Raw genomic sequence first — 15,590 nt, 5'->3', positions numbered from 1 at the left:
TGGCGCACCACGGCGCCGGGCACCACGACCACCCGGTGCCCGGCCAGCCGCGCCCGCCGGGACAGGTCGAGCCCGTCGCCGAAGATCCCCAGGGCCGGGTCGGTGCCGCCGAGGGCGTCCCAGACGTCGCGGCGCACGAGCGCACCGGCGATCCCCACGCCCAGCACGTCCGTGCGCCCGTCGTGCTGCCCCTGGTCGAGCTCACCGGGCTCGACGTCGGTGACCCGCCGCCCTGACCGGGTGGTGCGCACCCCGACCTCGAGCAGACGCTCCGGATCGGTCCACGTGCGCTGCTTGGCCCCGGCGACGACGACGGACGGCGCCTGGTTGACGGCGCGGACGAGCTCGGCGAGCGCCTCGGGCGCGGGCGCGCTGTCGTCGTGCAGCAGCCACACCCACGGGCTCGGTGCACCCCCGCCGACCGCCAGCCGGTCCAGACCGTCCGTGACGGCCTCGCCGAACGTGCGCACCGGGATGTGCGCACGTGCGGTCCGCACCCCGGGCACGGACGCGAACGCCCGGTCGAGCTCGTCGGCGACTCCGGCCGGACCGCCGACGTCGACGAGCAGCACCTGGAGCGGACGGCGGGTCTGGGCGGCGAGGGCCTCGAGGGTCCGCGACAGGTAGGGCGTCAACCCCGCGGTGACGACGACGGCGGTCACGGGAGCAGTCACCGGCACCGAGGAGGTGACAGGCAGGTCCGGCAGGTCCGCGGTGCTCATGCCGCCTGCGACCCGGGTTCGGGTCGAGCGATCACGACCTCAGACCACTCGTCATCTCAGACGACCCGGCGCTTGAGCTTGCGTCGTTCCCGCTCGGACAGGCCGCCCCAGATGCCGAACCGCTCGTCGTTGGCCAGCGCGTAGTCGAGGCACTCGGCACGCACCTCGCACCCGGTGCAGACCTTCTTGGCCTCGCGGGTGGAGCCGCCCTTCTCGGGGAAGAACGCCTCCGGGTCGGTCTGGGCGCACAGCGCGCGCTCCTGCCAGGACATCGGCCCGGCGTCCGGCTCGTCGAACAGCGACAGGACATCGGCAAGGGGGCTGGGGGCCGGGGTCTGGCGTGCCCCGTCGTCGTCCAGCAGATCCCACATGTGTGCCTCCCGGGCCCTGATGCCCGCACCGCGTGCCGCTGCGAAGCGCGTCAGAGTGAATTACACGCGTGTCGTTCAGCACCGTCAAGTCGGGGTGTGCTAGATGTCCGAATTCACCCGGATCGCACCCAGCCTACGCTGTGCGGGTGCAGGAGAACCCCGGTGCCCAGGTGCTCGCGACCGTCCTCACGGACCCCGGACGGCCCCGGATCACGTGGTACGGCGCCGACGGCGAACGGGTCGAGCTGTCCGGCGCGGTCCTCGCCAACTGGGTCGCCAAGACCGCGAACCTGCTGGTCGAGGAGTTCGACGCCGGGCCGGGGACGCGCGTGCTGGTCGCCCTTCCGGTGCACTGGCGCTCCGCGGTCTGGGCGCTTGCCGTCTGGCGGGTCGGTGCGTGCGTCGTGGTCCCGATGACGACCGACGACGACGGTGCCGGGACGACCGGACAGGGACGCGAGGCTCGGCCGGTCGACCTCGTCGTGACGGACCGACCCGCCGCGCACCCGGGCGCCCAGGAGGTGGTGGCCGTGACGCTGGCCGCCCTCGCCCGCCGGTTCGACGGCGTCCTCCCCGCCGGGGCGATCGACGCGGCCGCCGCGGTGATGACCTACTCGGACCGCCTCGGCTGGGTTCCCGAGACCGAGCCCGAGCAGCCTGCTCTCCTCGCCGGCGGACAGGCGACCTCCCACTCGGCATTGGCCGGCGCCGCGAGGACGACGACCGCGAGCGGGGCGCGCGTGCTGCTGACGGGCGCCGGGCTCGAGACCACGCTCACCCAGGTGCTGGCAGTCCTGACGACTGCCGGGTCCGTCGTGCTGCTGGACGACACGACGGCCACCGGCCTCCGCTCGGACGCGGCCCGCCGTGCGGCTCTGGTCGCCGCGGAACGCGTGACCGTCGACCTGCTGTAGGCGAGCCTCCGGCGCGAGGTTCGTCCGACCCGCAGGCGCACGCCGCTCGGGCCGCGCAGCCCGACGTCAGGGAACGTCCGCCTGCACCAGCCGCCCCCGACCGCGCACGGTCAGCCGCCCGTCGCTGGCCGGGACAAAGGCCGCCTGCCCCGTCGTGAGGGTGAGCGACCCGTCGCCCGACGTCGCCACGGTCAGCTCGCCAGCGAGCGCCAGCAGGATCCGCGGCCCGCGGCCGGGCAACGGGTGCTCGTCGTCGTCGGCCAGATCGGTCACCGACAGCTCGAAGTCGTCCACGGGCGCGTAGAACACCTTGGTGGCGCCGTGGAACACCTCGGGTGCGATCCGGATCGGCGGGGCGGCGACGTAGTCGACGTTGCGGAGCAGCTCTGGGACGTCCACGTGCTTGGGGGTCAGACCGGCGCGGAGCACGTTGTCCGAGCTGGCCATGATCTCCACGCCGACACCGTGCAGATAGGCGTGCACCCCACCGGCCGGCACGAACATCGCCTCCCCCGGCTGCAACGTCACGGGGTTCAGCAGCATCGAGGTGACCACGCCCGGGTCTCCCGGGTACTCCCGCTGCAGCAGCAGCACCGTGCGGTCGGTCCGGGGGGACGGCGACCCGTCGGCCAACCTCGCCGCGACGGCGTCGGCGAGCCGCGCCACCTCCTCGGGCTCGGGCCGCGTCGCCGGGTCGAGCAGCCGGGTGAACGCCTCGCAGATCCCCTCGGTCGACGGCTTCTCCACCAGGATCCCGTGCAGCTCCTTGGCGAGCGGGCAGTCGAGGTCCGCGAACATCTCCGCCGCCCGACGGGGGGCTCGGAACCCGCACATCGCCTCGAACTGCGTGAGCGCGAAGACGAGCTCCGGCTTGTGGTTGCGGTCCTTGTAGTTGCGGTGCGGCGAGTCCAGCGGGACACCGGCCGCGTCCTCGGCCGCGTAGCCAGCACGGGCGGCCTCGATGTGCGGGTGCACCTGCAGGGACAGCGGGTGCTCCGCGGCGATGACCTTGAGCAGGTACGGCAGCTGCGGCCCGAACCGGTTGACGACGTCCACGCCGAGCACGTCGCGTGGGCTGCGGCCGACGAACTGCAGCAGGTCCACCGGCCCGTCGTCCACCGCCTGCACCGCGGACGGAGCGGACGTGTGCGCTCCCATCCACGCCTCTGCGAGCACGCCGTCGTGCGTCAGCGCCAGCGCGTCCTGCAGCGCGTTCGACGAGCCCCAGGCGTATGCCTGGGTCGCCTGCATGATCCTCAGCACGGGAAACCTCAGAGATGGGTGGTCGTTTTCCGGTCGATGGTAGCGAGCGGTTTGGCGCAGGGGTCGCGCCATGGGCCACACTGGCTGCCCATGCGCGGAATCATCCTGGCCGGGGGCTCCGGAACCCGCCTGCACCCGATCACCCTCGGCGTCAGCAAGCAGCTCGTCCCCGTCTACGACAAGCCGATGGTCTACTACCCGTTGTCGACGCTGATCGCCGCGGGGATCCGCGACATCCTCGTCATCACGACGCCGCACGACGCCGCCCAGTTCGAGCGGCTCCTGGGCGACGGCTCCCAGTTCGGCGTCTCCATCAGCTACACGCAGCAGCAGGAGCCCAACGGCCTGGCCCAGGCCTTCGTGCTCGGCGCCGACTTCATCGGGAGCGACGCTGCCGCCCTGGTCCTCGGTGACAACATCTTCTACGGCCCGCGGCTCGGTTCACAGCTGAGCCGCTTCCACGGTGTCGACGGGGCGGCGGTCTTCGCCTACCGCGTCGCCGACCCCACCGCCTACGGCGTCGTCGAGTTCGACGCCGACGGGCGAGCACTCTCCCTGGAGGAGAAGCCGTCGAGGCCGAAGAGCAACTACGCCGTGCCGGGTCTCTACTTCTACGACAACGACGTCGTGGCGATCGCGCGGGACCTGAAGCCGTCGGCCCGTGGGGAGTACGAGATCACGGACGTGAACCGGACCTACCTCGAGCAGGGCCGGCTGCACGTCGAGGTGCTGCCCCGGGGCACGGCCTGGCTCGACACCGGAACCTTCGACTCGCTCCTCGAGGCGTCGGACTTCGTGCGGACGATCGAGTCCCGACAGGGCCTGAAGATCGGGTCGCCCGAGGAGGTCGCGTGGCGCCGCGGCTTCCTCTCCGACGACGAGCTGCGCACTCGTGCGGAGAAGCTGGTCAAGTCGGGTTACGGGTCGTACCTCCTCGGTCTGCTCGACGCCGAGGACGACCGCTCCCGCTGAGGGGTCGCCTCGCGGGGTCTGTAGGCTTCCGCGGTCGATGCTCGGCGGCCGGGAGCACCCTGGTCTCGCGATCCGCACTGCCGGCGTCATGGAGCCCGAGATGCAGGAAGGGACACAGTGACACCGAAGAGAGCGCTGATCACAGGGATCACCGGGCAGGACGGGATGTACCTGGCGGAGCTTCTCCTGGCCAAGGGGTACGACGTCCACGGACTGGTGCACGGAGAGCACAACCCCCAGGCCGACCTGGTGCGACGGGTCATCCCGGGTGTCCGTCTGCTGACCGGCGACCTGACGGACCTGCCCAGCCTGATGCGCGCCCTCACCGTCTCCGAACCCCACGAGGTGTACAACCTCGGGGCGATCTCGTTCGTCCAGTTCTCTTGGGAGAACCCCCTCATCACGACCGAGGTCACGGCGGTCGGCGTGCTCAACCTCCTCGAGGCGATCCGGATGCACTGCGAGGGCGACGTGCGCCGCATCCGCTTCTTCCAGGCCTCCACGTCCGAGATGTTCGGTCGTGTGCAGGAGTCGCCGCAGCGGGAGACGACGTACCTGGCGCCACGTTCGCCGTACGGGGTCGCCAAGGTCTTCGGGCACCAGATGACGGTGAACTACCGGCAGAAGCACGGCATGCACGCCTCGTCGGGGATCCTGTTCAACCACGAGTCGCCACGTCGCGGACCCGAGTTCGTGACGCGCAAGGTGACGCGCGGGGTGGCGCGGATCCATCTCGGCCTTCAGGACTCGCTCCACCTCGGCAACCTCGACGCCAGGCGGGACTGGGGTTTCGCCGGCGACTACGTGCACGCGATGTGGCTCATGCTCCAGCAGGACGAGCCCGACGACTACGTCGTCGCCACAGGGGTGAGCCACTCGATCCGCGACCTGCTCGACGTCGCGTTCGCGCGCATCGGCGTGCACGACTGGACGCCCTACGTCGTCGAGGATGCCGAGTTCGCTCGGACCCCCGAGAAGAACGTCCTCGTGGGTGACGCCACACGGGCGCGCGAGGTGCTCGGATGGGAGCCGACGATCGACTTCGCCGGCCTCGTGAACCTGATGGTGGACCACGACGTCGCCGAGCAGCAGGGCAGCGCGCACGAGCCCCCCGAAGGGCGAGGTCGTCCCGATCCCGGAGCATGAGCCGGTAGGATCGCCGGGCCAACGATCTTGGGCGCACCGCTCGAGATCTCCGCGGGAGAATCGGAAGGTGGCAGCAGTGACGGCTCTGGGAGACTCCGTGGGACGACGGGCGTTCATCACGGGCGTGACCGGGCAGGACGGAAGCTACCTCGCGGAGCTGCTGCTGGCGAAGGGCTACGAGGTGCACGGCCTCATCCGCAGGTCGTCCACCTTCAACACCAGCCGGATCGACCACCTCTATCGTGACGCCCACGACGAGGGGACGAAGCTCTTCCTGCACTACGGCGACCTGTCGGACGGTTCGCGTCTGGTCACGCTCCTCGACAGGATCCAGCCGCAGGAGGTGTACAACCTCGCTGCCCAGTCCCACGTCCGGGTCTCGTTCGACGAGCCCGAGTACACCGGGGACTCGACCGGGCTCGGTGCGATCCGACTTCTCGAGGCGATCCGCATGGTCGGCCTCCACTGCAAGTACTACCAGGCGTCGAGCTCGGAGATGTTCGGGGCCACACCGCCTCCGCAGAACGAGCAGACCGTCTTCTGGCCGCGGTCGCCGTACGGCGCGGCGAAGGTCTACGCGTACTGGGTCACGCGGAACTACCGCGAGGGCTACGGCATGTTCGCGGTCAACGGGATCCTGTTCAACCACGAGTCGCCGCGACGCGGCGAGACCTTCGTGACGCGCAAGATCACGCGCGCCGCCGCACGCATCGCCGCAGGTGAGCAGGACGAGCTCTACATGGGCAACCTCGACGCCGTCCGCGACTGGGGCTACGCACCGGAGTACGTCGAGGCGATGTGGCGCATGCTGCAGCACGACGAGCCCACCGACTACGTCGTGGCCACGGGCACGCGGTTCACGGTGCGCGACTTCCTCGCCACGTCGTTCGAGCGGGTCGGGCTCGACTGGGAGAAGTACGTGAAGTTCGACGAGCGCTACCTGCGCCCGACCGAGGTCGACGCCCTCATCGGCGACGCGAGCAAGGCCCGGGACGTGCTCGGCTGGACGCCCAAGGTGCACGCCCCCGACCTTGCGCGCCTCATGGTCGACGCCGACGTCGCGGCGCTGAACCACGTCGGCAGCCCGTGGATCGACACGCCCGTATGGGGCTGACCCCCGGCACAGTTCTCGTCGTGCTGCCGACACTGGGTGATCGGCTCGACACGCTTGAGCTCACCCTCCTCTCGGTGGAGGCGCAGCGTCCCGAGGTGCCGCTGCGCCTCGTCGTCGTCGCACCCGAGTCGGCGACCGATGCCCGTGCCCTCGCGGCGCGGTTCGGTGCAACCGTCGTGAGCGATCCCAAGACCGGCATCTCGGCCGCCATCAACGCCGGTATCGAGTCAGCGCAGGACGAGACGTACTACGCCTGGATCGGCGACGACGACCTCTTCCGGCCGGCGGGGCTCAGGCGCCTCCTCGACCTCATGGAGTCCTCCCCCGACGTCGTGGTGGCCTACGGCGGGTGCGACTACATCGACCCCGAAGGCCGCACCATCGGCACCTCCCGTGCCGGGCGAGCCGCACAGTGGCTGCTCCCGTGGGGTCCCGACCTGATCCCCCATCCCGGATCCATGATCCGGCTCGACGCCATGCGCGCCGCGGGGCTGTTCGACCCCGCTCTCAAGTACGCCATGGACCTCGACATGTTCCTCAGGCTCCGGCGCTCCGGACGGTACGTGTCCACCCGGCAGTCCGTCTCTGCGTTCAGGTGGCACCCGGACTCCCTGACCGTGGCGAACCGACGGGCCTCGAGCGCGGAGTCCGAGGCGGTGAAGCGCCGCCACCTGCCTCGACAGGTGGCCCGGCTCGCACCGTTGTGGGAGGTTCCTGTCCGGTGGGCGGCGGAACGTGCTGCGGTCACCGTGTCGTCGAGGGCACGCCGGCTCGGTGTACAAGGAGAGGTGAGCCATGCTGGCTGACAAGACGAGCACGACGTACGTCGCCGGACACCGGGGCCTGGCAGGTTCCGCGATCTGGCGGCGTCTGGAGGCGGACGGCTGGACCGACCTCGTCGGCCGCTCCAGCAAGGAGGTCGACCTGCGGGACCGCGACGCCACGCGTCGACTCTTCGACGAGATCCAGCCCACGACGGTCGTCGTCGCGGCGGCCCGCGTCGGTGGGATCCTGGCCAACGACACGTACCCCGCCGAGTTCCTCTCGGAGAACCTCCGTATCCAGGTGAACCTGATGGACGCCGCGCTCGAGCACGGCGTCGACCGCCTCCTGTTCCTCGGCTCGTCGTGCATCTACCCGCGGCTCGCGCCGCAGCCGATCAAGGAGGAGTACCTCCTCACCGGGCACCTGGAGCAGACCAACGAGGCCTACGCGATCGCCAAGATCGCCGGGATCATCCAGGTGCAGTCGGTCCGCCGCGAGTACGGCAAGCACTGGATCTCTGCCATGCCCACCAACCTGTACGGGCCCGGCGACAACTTCACCGCACAGACCTCGCACGTGCTGCCCGCGCTCATCCGCCGGTACGTCGAGGCGACGGAGTCGGGGGCGCCCGAGGTCGTCAACTGGGGCTCCGGCTCACCGCTGCGGGAGTTCCTGCACGTCGACGACCTCGCCTCGGCCGTCTCGTTCCTGCTCGAGCACTACGACGACCCGTCGACGATCAACGTGGGCACGGGCGAGGACCACTCGATCCGCCACATCGCGTCGCTCGTCGCCGCGGCCGCCGGCTACGCCGGAGAGACGACATGGGACACCACACGACCCGACGGCACGCCGAGGAAGCTCCTCGACGTCACCCGGCTGCGCGAGCTGGGCTGGGAGCCCTCGGTCTCGCTCGAGGCTGGCATCGGGGCGACCGTGGACTGGTACCTGGAGCATCGCGCACAAGCGCGCTCCTGACTCGCGGGCGCCGCGCGCGTCCCCCGCGAGTCAGCCCGCCTGCGAAGGCCTAGACCAGGGGGCGAGCAGGCACGCCGACGACGGTCGTCCCCGCGGGAACGTCATGGGTCACCACGGCGCCCGCACCGACGACGGCGCCGGCACCCACCGTGCGTCCTTCCAGGACGTTGGCGCCCGTGCCCACGAGCACACCCGGACCGAGCTGCACATGCCCGGCAACCGTCGCCCCGGGGTTGATGACGCAGTAGTCGCCGACGGTCGTGTCGTGCCCGACCGAGCAGTTCCAGTTCAGCAGGACACCGAAGCCGATGACCGAGTCCGTCGAGACGTAGCTCCCATAGGTGAGCACGCACCCGTCACCGACCTGAGAGGTCGTGGCGACCTCGGCGCTGGGGTGCCTCAGGGTCGGCCACTCGAGCTCGGCACGGGAGGCCCACTTCTCGTGCGCCAGACGACGGATGCGCGGATACCCGATCCCGAGTGCCGCCGGCCCGACATGGGCGCCGAGCGTCACGGCCTCGTCGTCACGGGACACGAGGAGCACCCCGCGGTAGCCGAGGTGGTGACGGGCAAGCTCCTGCACCTCATGCGCATGTCCACCGTCACCGACAACCAGCAGCACGTCGCCGGGGACCGGCGCAGACCGAGCGGTTGCAGGCATGGGGACTCCCGTCACAGCAGGTCGGCAGCTGAGAAGACGGTGTCCGACCAGGGGCCCGAGCCACCGGACGCCACGTGGGCGTACAGGCTGGCGAACGCCTCGGCGGTCTTGGCCCAGCTGTAGACGCTCGCCCGGGCGGCACCGGCGGCGGAGCACCGGCGCCAGGTCACGTCGTCGGTCCACAGTCGTCGGATCGCCGCAGCCCACGCTGCCGTGTCGTCGGGCTCGGCGAGCAGTCCCCCGTCACCCAGCTGCTTGGGCAGCGCCGTCACGTCGGACGCGACCACAGGGATGCCCCGACGCATCGCCTCCCAGACCGGGAAGCTCGCGGACTCGAACCGGCTGGGAACCGCAACGACCCGGGCACGGGCGTAGAGGCCGTCGAGCTCGCTCTGGCTCACGTAGCCGGGGAGCGTCACGAGCCCGTCAAGACCGAGCTCCGACACTCGTCGCCGGATCTGGTCGAACTCGACGGTCGGAGCCCCCGAGAGGACCACCGGCACCTGAAGACCCCCGTCTCGCAGGAGCGCGATCGCCTCGACGAGGGTCCGGTGGTTCTTGTGCGGCCAGAACGCGGCCGGGTAGAGCAGCAGGTCGCGTCCGGACGGCTCCGCGGCGGCCGCCGAGAACATCTCGGGAAGCGGTGCCAGCGGGACAACGGCGATCCGCTCGGGCTGGACCTCCCACTGCGTGGCCACGTCCTGCGCCACCCATTGCGTACCGACGCAGACCGCATCGGCCGAGAGCGCCGTGCTGCGCCAGGTCGTCTCGCGGTGACGGATCTGCGCCGCACTGAAGTACTGCGGGAAGTGCCGGTGCTGCAGATCGTGGGGTTGGTAGACGTAGGGCAGCTCGGTGTCGAACGCGTCCTGGAAGGTGAAGTGCACCACGTCGACGCCCAGCTCCCGCAGGCGCTGGTCGTAGGGCGCGCGCGGCGGACGTCGGACCCTCTCCACCCAGGGACGAGCACGGGAGGCGAGCTTCGGGTAGCGCTCCGCGGCCGCGAAGGACAGCTCCTCGAAGGCGGAGGTCAGCACCAGGACGCCGTCCTCGGCCGGGATGTCGGTCAGCCAGTCGTGGTCGCGAGTGACGAGCCAGGTGCGCCGAACCGGCAGGTCGGCGCTCCCGAAGCCCGCAGCGAGCCCGAGCACCACCTGACGGACACCACCTGCGAGCCCCGAGGGCAGCCGCGCGTCGATCGCGACGTGCAGCAACGTCAGCCGCCCTGGACGACAGCCGCGAGCGCGGCGACGACCTGCCCCACCTCGTCAGGGGTGAGGCTGCTCGACGTGGGGAGGTTGAAGCCCTCCGACGAGAGCCGGTCGGTTACCGGGAGATCGGCCAGGAGTCGGCCCGAGTCGTCGAGGTAGGGAGGAAGACGGTGGATCGGGATGAAGAACGGACGCGTCTCGACCCCGTGCCCGGCCAGCGCGTCGATCAGGCGATCACGTTCGCCCGCCCCTGCCGGCACGAGCAGGGGGTAGAGCCAGGGCGAGATCGTCGCCCACGGCTGCTGCGGCTGCGCGACGAGACCGGGCAGCTCGGCGACCGCACGGTCGTAGCGCGCATAGATGGCTCGTCGCGCGTCGAGCATCTCGTCCGCCCGTGCCAGCTGCGCGCAGGCGATCGCGGCCGCGACGTTCGTCATCCGGTAGTTGAAGCCGACGACCGGGAAGTAGTAGCGACGGTTCGGGTCCATCCCCTGCCCGCGGAGAAGACGCATCCGGGCAGCGAGCGCTGCGTCGTTGGTCGTCACCGCGCCGCCCTCCCCCGAGGAGACGATCTTGTTGCCGTAGAAGGAGAAGGTCGCGACATCGCCGAGGCTGCCCGCGAGCTGTCCGTGGCAGGTCGCGAACGGCGCCTCGGCCGCGTCCTCGACCAGCGCGAGGCCGTGCCGGTCGGCGACGGCCCTCAGGGCAGGCATGTCCGCGGGGTGCCCGTAGAGGTGCACCGCGATGATCGCGCGTGTCCGCGGCGACACCAGGGACTCGACGTGCGCGGGGTCGAGACCCCAGTCGGATGCCGTGACATCGGCGAAGACCGGGGTGGCTCCCGTGTAGTGGACCGCGTTGGCGGTCGCGATGTAGGTCAGCGACGGGACGATGACCTCGTCTCCGGGGCCGATCCCCAACGCGACGAGCGCGAGGTGCAGCGCGACGGTCCCGTTCGACACCGGGATCGCGTGCTCGGTGCCGGTGGCTGCCCGGAACCTCTCCTCGAGCTGCTCGAGGAACTCGCCGGACGAGGAGATCCACGACGAGGTGACGGCGCGCTCGACGTTCGACAGCTCCAGGTCACCGAGGTCCGGCCTCGACACTGGGACGCGCGCGGCCATTGGACTCCTCATGAGGACGTTGTCTCGGTGCTGAGACCATCGCCCTGTCCGACAGGGAGGGCGTCTCGTCAGCGATGCAGCGCTAGAGGTTACCAGCCCTGCGTCCCGCGACGGCCGGGCGTGGGCCCGTCCGGGTCACGAACCCCGGGTCGGTTCGAGCCTGCGGGTCACGGCCAAGGAGACCACGTGCAGGCACGCCCCGATGGCAGGCCCGATCGCGAGGGACAGGACAGCACGTTCCGCGAGCGGCAGGGGCGCGAAGAGCGCACCGGCCGAGACCGCGAACGCGAGCACCCACCCGAGCGCGTACGCCCGGTGCATCCCGAGGGCAAGCACGCAGGCGCCGGTGATCGTGAGCACCGCGAGCGCGACGGCCGCCAGCGTCAGGGCCGCAAGCAGCATCCCGGACTCCCGGTAGCCCGGGCCGAAGAACGTCACCAGGAGCCACGGTCCGACGAACCACGCCAGGACCGCCCCGACCGATCCCACCCCGAGGATGCCGAGCACGATCTTCGCGAGCGCCGCGAACCGCCCGTGACGAGGGTCGAGGAAGTAGCTGATGGCGACGCCCTGGTAGGCGCTGAGCGGCATGAGCAGCGGTGCGCGGGTCAGCGAGATCGCGAGCACGAGCGGTGCCGCCGACGCCCACTCGGACGTGGTGGCGCTCAGGCGCATCAGCGTCGGGTAGCCGACCACGAGGGCGGCCGAGCCGGCAGCCGCGAGCATCGCCTGACCCGCACGACCCACCATCCGGGCGGGCCGGTCAGCGGACCGGGCGCCCGCAGCCCGGCGGACGGATCGTGAGCAGGCGAGCATGACGAGCCAGAAGGCGGAGGACACCACGGTGGCGACCTCGAGGCCGATCACGCCCGCGCCGAAGAACGCCACGACGGCGACCGCGACGAGCCGAAGCGCCGACTCGCCACCTGTGAGCACCGCCGACAGGTTCCACAGCCTGCGCCCGGCGAGCAGACCGCCCAGCGTGACGTGCCCGGCCAGGACAACCGTCGCGACGCAGAGGATGAGGACGATGGCGCCCGGCTGCCCGGCGAGCAGTCGAGGAAACCATGCGGGCGCGGTCAGTGCTGCCAGGGCCGCCGTGACCAGCCCGATGAGCAGGAACCACGGAAGCACCCGGGTACCTTCCGGCCCGGTGCGCTCCCGACTCTCGAGCATCTGCGCGCCCACGGCGCGAGTGGCCTCCTGCTGAAGGCCACCCAGCAGGCCGTAGCCACCGAAGAACAACGACCAGAAGACCAGGAAGTCGGCGTTGACCTGCGGCGACACGGTGCGTGCGACGATGACGAGGACGAGGTAGCCCGCCAGGGCGGCCACGATCGAGGCGACCCCCACCGAGGCGATGCCTCGGCGGTTGATCACCGCGTCGCCGTCGGTCGTCGTCACAGCCGCTCCGGTGCCGGACTGGTCAACTCAGACTCCTCGCGTGGCGTTCACCTCGAGGCGGAATCGTCTCACGGGCTCCTTGTCAGCCGTCCCGCGACGGCGGCCGCGCCGCCCTCATGGGCCCCGCAGCACCCGTCGTCGGCCCGGGGAACGACCTGGGTAGGATGCCTCGCATGCCCAACGACTCTACGAGGCGCGTGCTTGTCGTCGTGCCGGCGTGGAACGAGGAGCAGACGGTCGGCGCCACGGTCGCCGAGATCCTGGCGGCCGCGACGGGCGCCGACGTCGTCGTCGTCAACGACGGCTCCACCGACGCGACCAGTGACGTCGCCAGGTCGGCCGGCGCCGCGGTCCTCGATCTCCCGATCAACCTGGGGGTGGGCGGCGCGATGCGCGCCGGGTACCGGTTCGCGCTGCGGCACGGCTACGACATCGCGATCCAGGTCGACGCCGACGGCCAGCACGACCCGGCGGAGATCGGCACGCTGCTCGAGGCGATGGACCGTCAGAAGGTCGACATCATGATCGGCGCGCGCTTCGCAGGCGTGGGCGACTACGACGTGCACGGCCCGCGCAGGTGGACCATGCGCCTGCTGTCGTCGGTGCTCTCGCGTGTCGCGCGGACGAGGCTGACCGACACCACCTCCGGGTTCAAGGCGTCGAACCGTGCGGCGATCACGCTCTTCGCCGCCGACTACCCCGCCGAGTACCTGGGAGACACCATCGAGTCGCTCGTCATCGCGTCCCGCGCCGGGTTGCGGGTCGGTCAGGTCGGGGTCTCGATGCGACCGCGTGCCGGCGGACAGCCGTCGCACCGGCCCTTCAGGGCTGCCGTGTTCCTCGGCCGGGCCGCCCTCGCCCTGCTCATCGCCTTGTCACGTCCGGTCACAGCGGGCGCCGCCTCCGAGAGCCGGGCATGAGCGGCTATCTCTTCGCAGTCGCACTGACCGCCATCGTCCTGGCGATGCTCTTCGTCCTGATGCGGACACGTCGCATCCGGGAGAAGTACGCGGCGGTGTGGATCGCCCTCGCGCTCGCGGTCATCGTGCTGGGCATCTTCCCCCGGCTGGCGTTCTGGGTGGCGGCCCTCGTCGGCGTCGAGACGCCCGCGAACCTCCTCTTCGCACTCGCCTTCGTCGTCCTGCTGCTCGTCTGCATCCAGCTCTCCGTCGAGGTGTCCGGGCTCGAGGAGGAGACCCGGACCCTTGCCGAGGAGATCGCTCTGCTGCGCTACGACGTCGACAAGGTGGTCGAACGTCCCCGGGCCCACGCGCCTGAACCCGAGGCAGGGGGCACCGACCCCGCACCATGAGCGGTCGCCTCGTCCCCGGGAGAGGGGCCCCCGTTCCTCCGCCCGACCGGACGCCGACGGGGACGGCCACCGCACGAGACCACGTGGCCGCCCCGAGCTGCGCCGCGCTCCACCCCCATCCGAAAGGGCTCTCATGACCTACCGCGAACTGGCGATCTCCGGGGCCTGGGAGATCACACCCGTGCAGCACGCAGACTCCCGCGGCACCTTCCACGAGGCGTTCCAGGCCGGGCCGTTCGCCGACCGGGTCGGGCACCGGTTCGACCTGCAGCAGGTCAACTGCTCGGTGTCGGCGGCAGGTGTGATCCGCGGGATCCACTTCTCCGACGTCCCGCCCGGACAGGCGAAGTACGTCATGTGCACGCGCGGCGCCGTCCTCGACGTCGTCGTGGACATCCGCGTGGGCTCCCCGACCTTCGGCTCCTGGGACACCGTCCTTCTCGACGACGTCGACCGGCGCGCGATCTACCTCGCCGAGGGCCTCGGGCACGCCTTCGTGTCCCTCGACGACGACTCGACCGTGATGTACCTGTGCTCGACGGGCTACGCACCGGGGCGTGAGCACGGGGTCGACCCCCTGGACCCGCAGCTTGGTATCACGTGGCCGACGACCGACCGGCACGGGCGGCCGCTCACCCCTCTCCTGTCACCCAAGGACAGCGACGCGCCCTCGATCGAGGAGGCGGCCGCAGCGGGTCTGCTCCCCCGCTACGACGAGGTCGCCGACTACGTCGCCTCGCTGCGCTGAACCATCCCACCCCTGAGGAGGACACCCGTGCGTTGGCTCGTCGTAGGTGCGAACGGCATGCTCGGCCAGGACCTCGTGGCGGCTCTGCACGCCGCAGGCCACTCCGTCCGAGGCGTCGACCGGGAGACCGTCGACATCACCGACGCCGGCTCCGTCGACGCGGTCGTCGCACCGCACTCGTACGACGTCGTGGTCAACTGCGCCGCGTGGACGGCTGTCGACGACGCCGAGACGCACGAACCCCAGGCGTTCGCGGTCAATGCCGTGGGCCCCGCGCTGCTGGCACGTGCCGCACACCGAGCCGAGGCGCGCCTCGTCCAGATCTCCACCGACTACGTGTTCGCCGGTGATGCGACGACGCCCTACGCCGAGGACGCACCCTCGGCACCCACGAGCGCCTACGGCCGCACCAAGGCGGCCGGTGAGTGGGCGGTCCGTGCAGAGCACCCGGACCACCTGATCGTCCGGACCGCGTGGCTGTACGGCGCGCACGGGCCGTGCTTCCCCAAGACGATGGCCCGGCTCGCCGCCACGCGGGACGAGCTGACCGTCGTCGACGACCAGGTCGGACAGCCGACCTGGACCGTCGACCTCGCGGCACTCGTCCTGCGGCTCGTGGAGTCCGGCGCTCCGGCCGGCACCTATCACGGCACCTCCTCAGGGGCGGCCTCGTGGTTCGGGTTCGCCCAGGCCGTCATCGCCGCCACCGGGCGCCCCGACGTCGCGGTGCTGCCCACGTCCAGCACCAGCTACGTGAGACCGGCGCCGCGCCCGGCGTACTCGGTGCTGGGGCACGACGCGCTGCGCGCCATCGGGATCGCCCCCATCGGCGACTGGGCGCAGCGGTGGGCCGAGGCGTCCCGGAGCGTCCTGACCGACCTCTGA

General features: G+C 71.1%; 17 protein-coding genes. 10 read left to right on the top strand and 7 right to left on the bottom strand.

Annotated features, from left to right (window positions below; translation table 11 throughout):
• Together F2B26_RS01880 and F2B26_RS01875 are read right to left on the bottom strand one after the other, a co-directional pair.
• The coding region (locus F2B26_RS01880) for a glycosyltransferase family 2 protein (RefSeq protein ID WP_159805823.1) at positions 1-722 on the bottom strand (722 nt) is incomplete at its 3' end.
• 56 nt (positions 723-778) lie between these two features.
• Complete coding sequence (locus F2B26_RS01875) at positions 779-1,093, bottom strand: WhiB family transcriptional regulator (protein ID WP_438939159.1); 315 nt, start codon at positions 1,091-1,093, stop codon at positions 779-781.
• 146 nt (positions 1,094-1,239) lie between these two features.
• Between F2B26_RS01875 and F2B26_RS01870 the strand changes: the two genes are divergently transcribed.
• Positions 1,240-2,007, top strand: coding sequence for a TIGR03089 family protein (locus tag F2B26_RS01870; RefSeq protein WP_159805821.1), 768 nt, complete (start codon positions 1,240-1,242; stop codon positions 2,005-2,007).
• A 66-nt stretch (positions 2,008-2,073) separates the two neighbouring features.
• Here the strand turns inward: F2B26_RS01870 and manA are convergent, their stop codons facing one another.
• Positions 2,074-3,270 carry a mannose-6-phosphate isomerase, class I gene (manA, locus tag F2B26_RS01865; RefSeq protein WP_159805819.1) on the bottom strand — a complete coding sequence of 399 codons (1,197 nt, stop codon included), beginning with the start codon at positions 3,268-3,270 and terminating at the stop codon, positions 2,074-2,076.
• Positions 3,271-3,360: 90 nt separating this feature from the next.
• Here manA and rfbA point away from each other — a divergent pair, with 90 nt between their 5' ends.
• From rfbA to F2B26_RS01840, 5 genes are all read left to right on the top strand, one after another.
• The gene (gene rfbA / locus F2B26_RS01860) at positions 3,361-4,242 is read left to right on the top strand and encodes a glucose-1-phosphate thymidylyltransferase RfbA (RefSeq protein ID WP_159805817.1); all 882 of its coding nucleotides are present in this window, start codon (positions 3,361-3,363) and stop codon (positions 4,240-4,242) included.
• 117 nt (positions 4,243-4,359) lie between these two features.
• On the top strand, positions 4,360-5,388 hold the full coding sequence (locus tag F2B26_RS01855; RefSeq protein WP_268891087.1) for a GDP-mannose 4,6-dehydratase: 1,029 nt from the start codon (positions 4,360-4,362) through the stop codon (positions 5,386-5,388).
• Between the two features lie 97 nt (positions 5,389-5,485).
• Positions 5,486-6,502 (top strand): GDP-mannose 4,6-dehydratase, encoded by a 1,017-nt coding sequence (gmd, locus tag F2B26_RS01850; protein WP_159805833.1) that lies wholly within the window; start codon positions 5,486-5,488, stop codon positions 6,500-6,502.
• 20 nt (positions 6,503-6,522) lie between these two features.
• Positions 6,523-7,308: a glycosyltransferase gene (locus F2B26_RS01845; protein WP_159805815.1), complete on the top strand. Its 786-nt coding sequence runs from the start codon at positions 6,523-6,525 to the stop codon at positions 7,306-7,308.
• Entirely contained in the window at positions 7,298-8,245 is a 948-nt protein-coding gene (locus F2B26_RS01840; RefSeq protein WP_159805814.1) for a GDP-L-fucose synthase family protein, read from the top strand. Before F2B26_RS01845 ends, F2B26_RS01840 begins: the two co-directional genes overlap by 11 nt.
• A 49-nt stretch (positions 8,246-8,294) precedes the next feature.
• On the opposite strand, the gene F2B26_RS17360 is transcribed toward F2B26_RS01840, so the two are convergent.
• From F2B26_RS17360 to F2B26_RS01820, 4 genes are all read right to left on the bottom strand, one after another.
• Positions 8,295-8,906: an LbetaH domain-containing protein gene (locus tag F2B26_RS17360; RefSeq protein ID WP_159805812.1), complete on the bottom strand. Its 612-nt coding sequence runs from the start codon at positions 8,904-8,906 to the stop codon at positions 8,295-8,297.
• 11 nt (positions 8,907-8,917) lie between these two features.
• On the bottom strand, positions 8,918-10,120 hold the full coding sequence (locus F2B26_RS01830; RefSeq protein WP_159805810.1) for a glycosyltransferase family 4 protein: 1,203 nt from the start codon (positions 10,118-10,120) through the stop codon (positions 8,918-8,920).
• Between the two features lie 2 nt (positions 10,121-10,122).
• Entirely contained in the window at positions 10,123-11,241 is a 1,119-nt protein-coding gene (locus F2B26_RS01825) for a DegT/DnrJ/EryC1/StrS family aminotransferase (RefSeq protein ID WP_201292561.1), read from the bottom strand.
• A gap of 135 nt (positions 11,242-11,376) precedes the next feature.
• A complete protein-coding gene (locus F2B26_RS01820) occupies positions 11,377-12,645 on the bottom strand; it encodes a polysaccharide biosynthesis protein (RefSeq protein ID WP_159805806.1) in 1,269 nt (422 codons plus the stop codon).
• Positions 12,646-12,818: 173 nt separating this feature from the next.
• On the opposite strand from F2B26_RS01820, the gene F2B26_RS01815 reads away from it, so the two are divergent.
• The 4 genes from F2B26_RS01815 to rfbD all read left to right on the top strand — a co-directional run bounded on the left by F2B26_RS01815 (position 12,819) and on the right by rfbD (position 15,590).
• Positions 12,819-13,565, top strand: a complete 747-nt coding sequence (locus F2B26_RS01815) for a glycosyltransferase family 2 protein (protein ID WP_438939158.1) — start codon at positions 12,819-12,821, stop codon at positions 13,563-13,565.
• Complete coding sequence (locus F2B26_RS01810) at positions 13,562-13,957, top strand: DUF2304 domain-containing protein (RefSeq protein WP_159805802.1); 396 nt, start codon at positions 13,562-13,564, stop codon at positions 13,955-13,957. The genes F2B26_RS01815 and F2B26_RS01810 overlap by 4 nt, the downstream gene beginning before the upstream one ends.
• A 133-nt stretch (positions 13,958-14,090) precedes the next feature.
• Positions 14,091-14,705: a dTDP-4-dehydrorhamnose 3,5-epimerase family protein gene (locus tag F2B26_RS01805; protein WP_159805800.1), complete on the top strand. Its 615-nt coding sequence runs from the start codon at positions 14,091-14,093 to the stop codon at positions 14,703-14,705.
• 27 nt (positions 14,706-14,732) lie between these two features.
• Positions 14,733-15,590, top strand: a complete 858-nt coding sequence (rfbD, locus tag F2B26_RS01800) for a dTDP-4-dehydrorhamnose reductase (RefSeq protein WP_159805798.1) — start codon at positions 14,733-14,735, stop codon at positions 15,588-15,590.

The sequence above is a fragment of the Cellulomonas citrea genome (assembly GCF_009829685.1).
Taxonomy (GTDB): Bacteria; Actinomycetota; Actinomycetes; order Actinomycetales; family Cellulomonadaceae; genus Cellulomonas; species Cellulomonas citrea.
The sequence above is the reverse complement of the archived record's forward strand: the minus strand, read 5'-3'. Positions and strand labels throughout refer to the sequence as shown.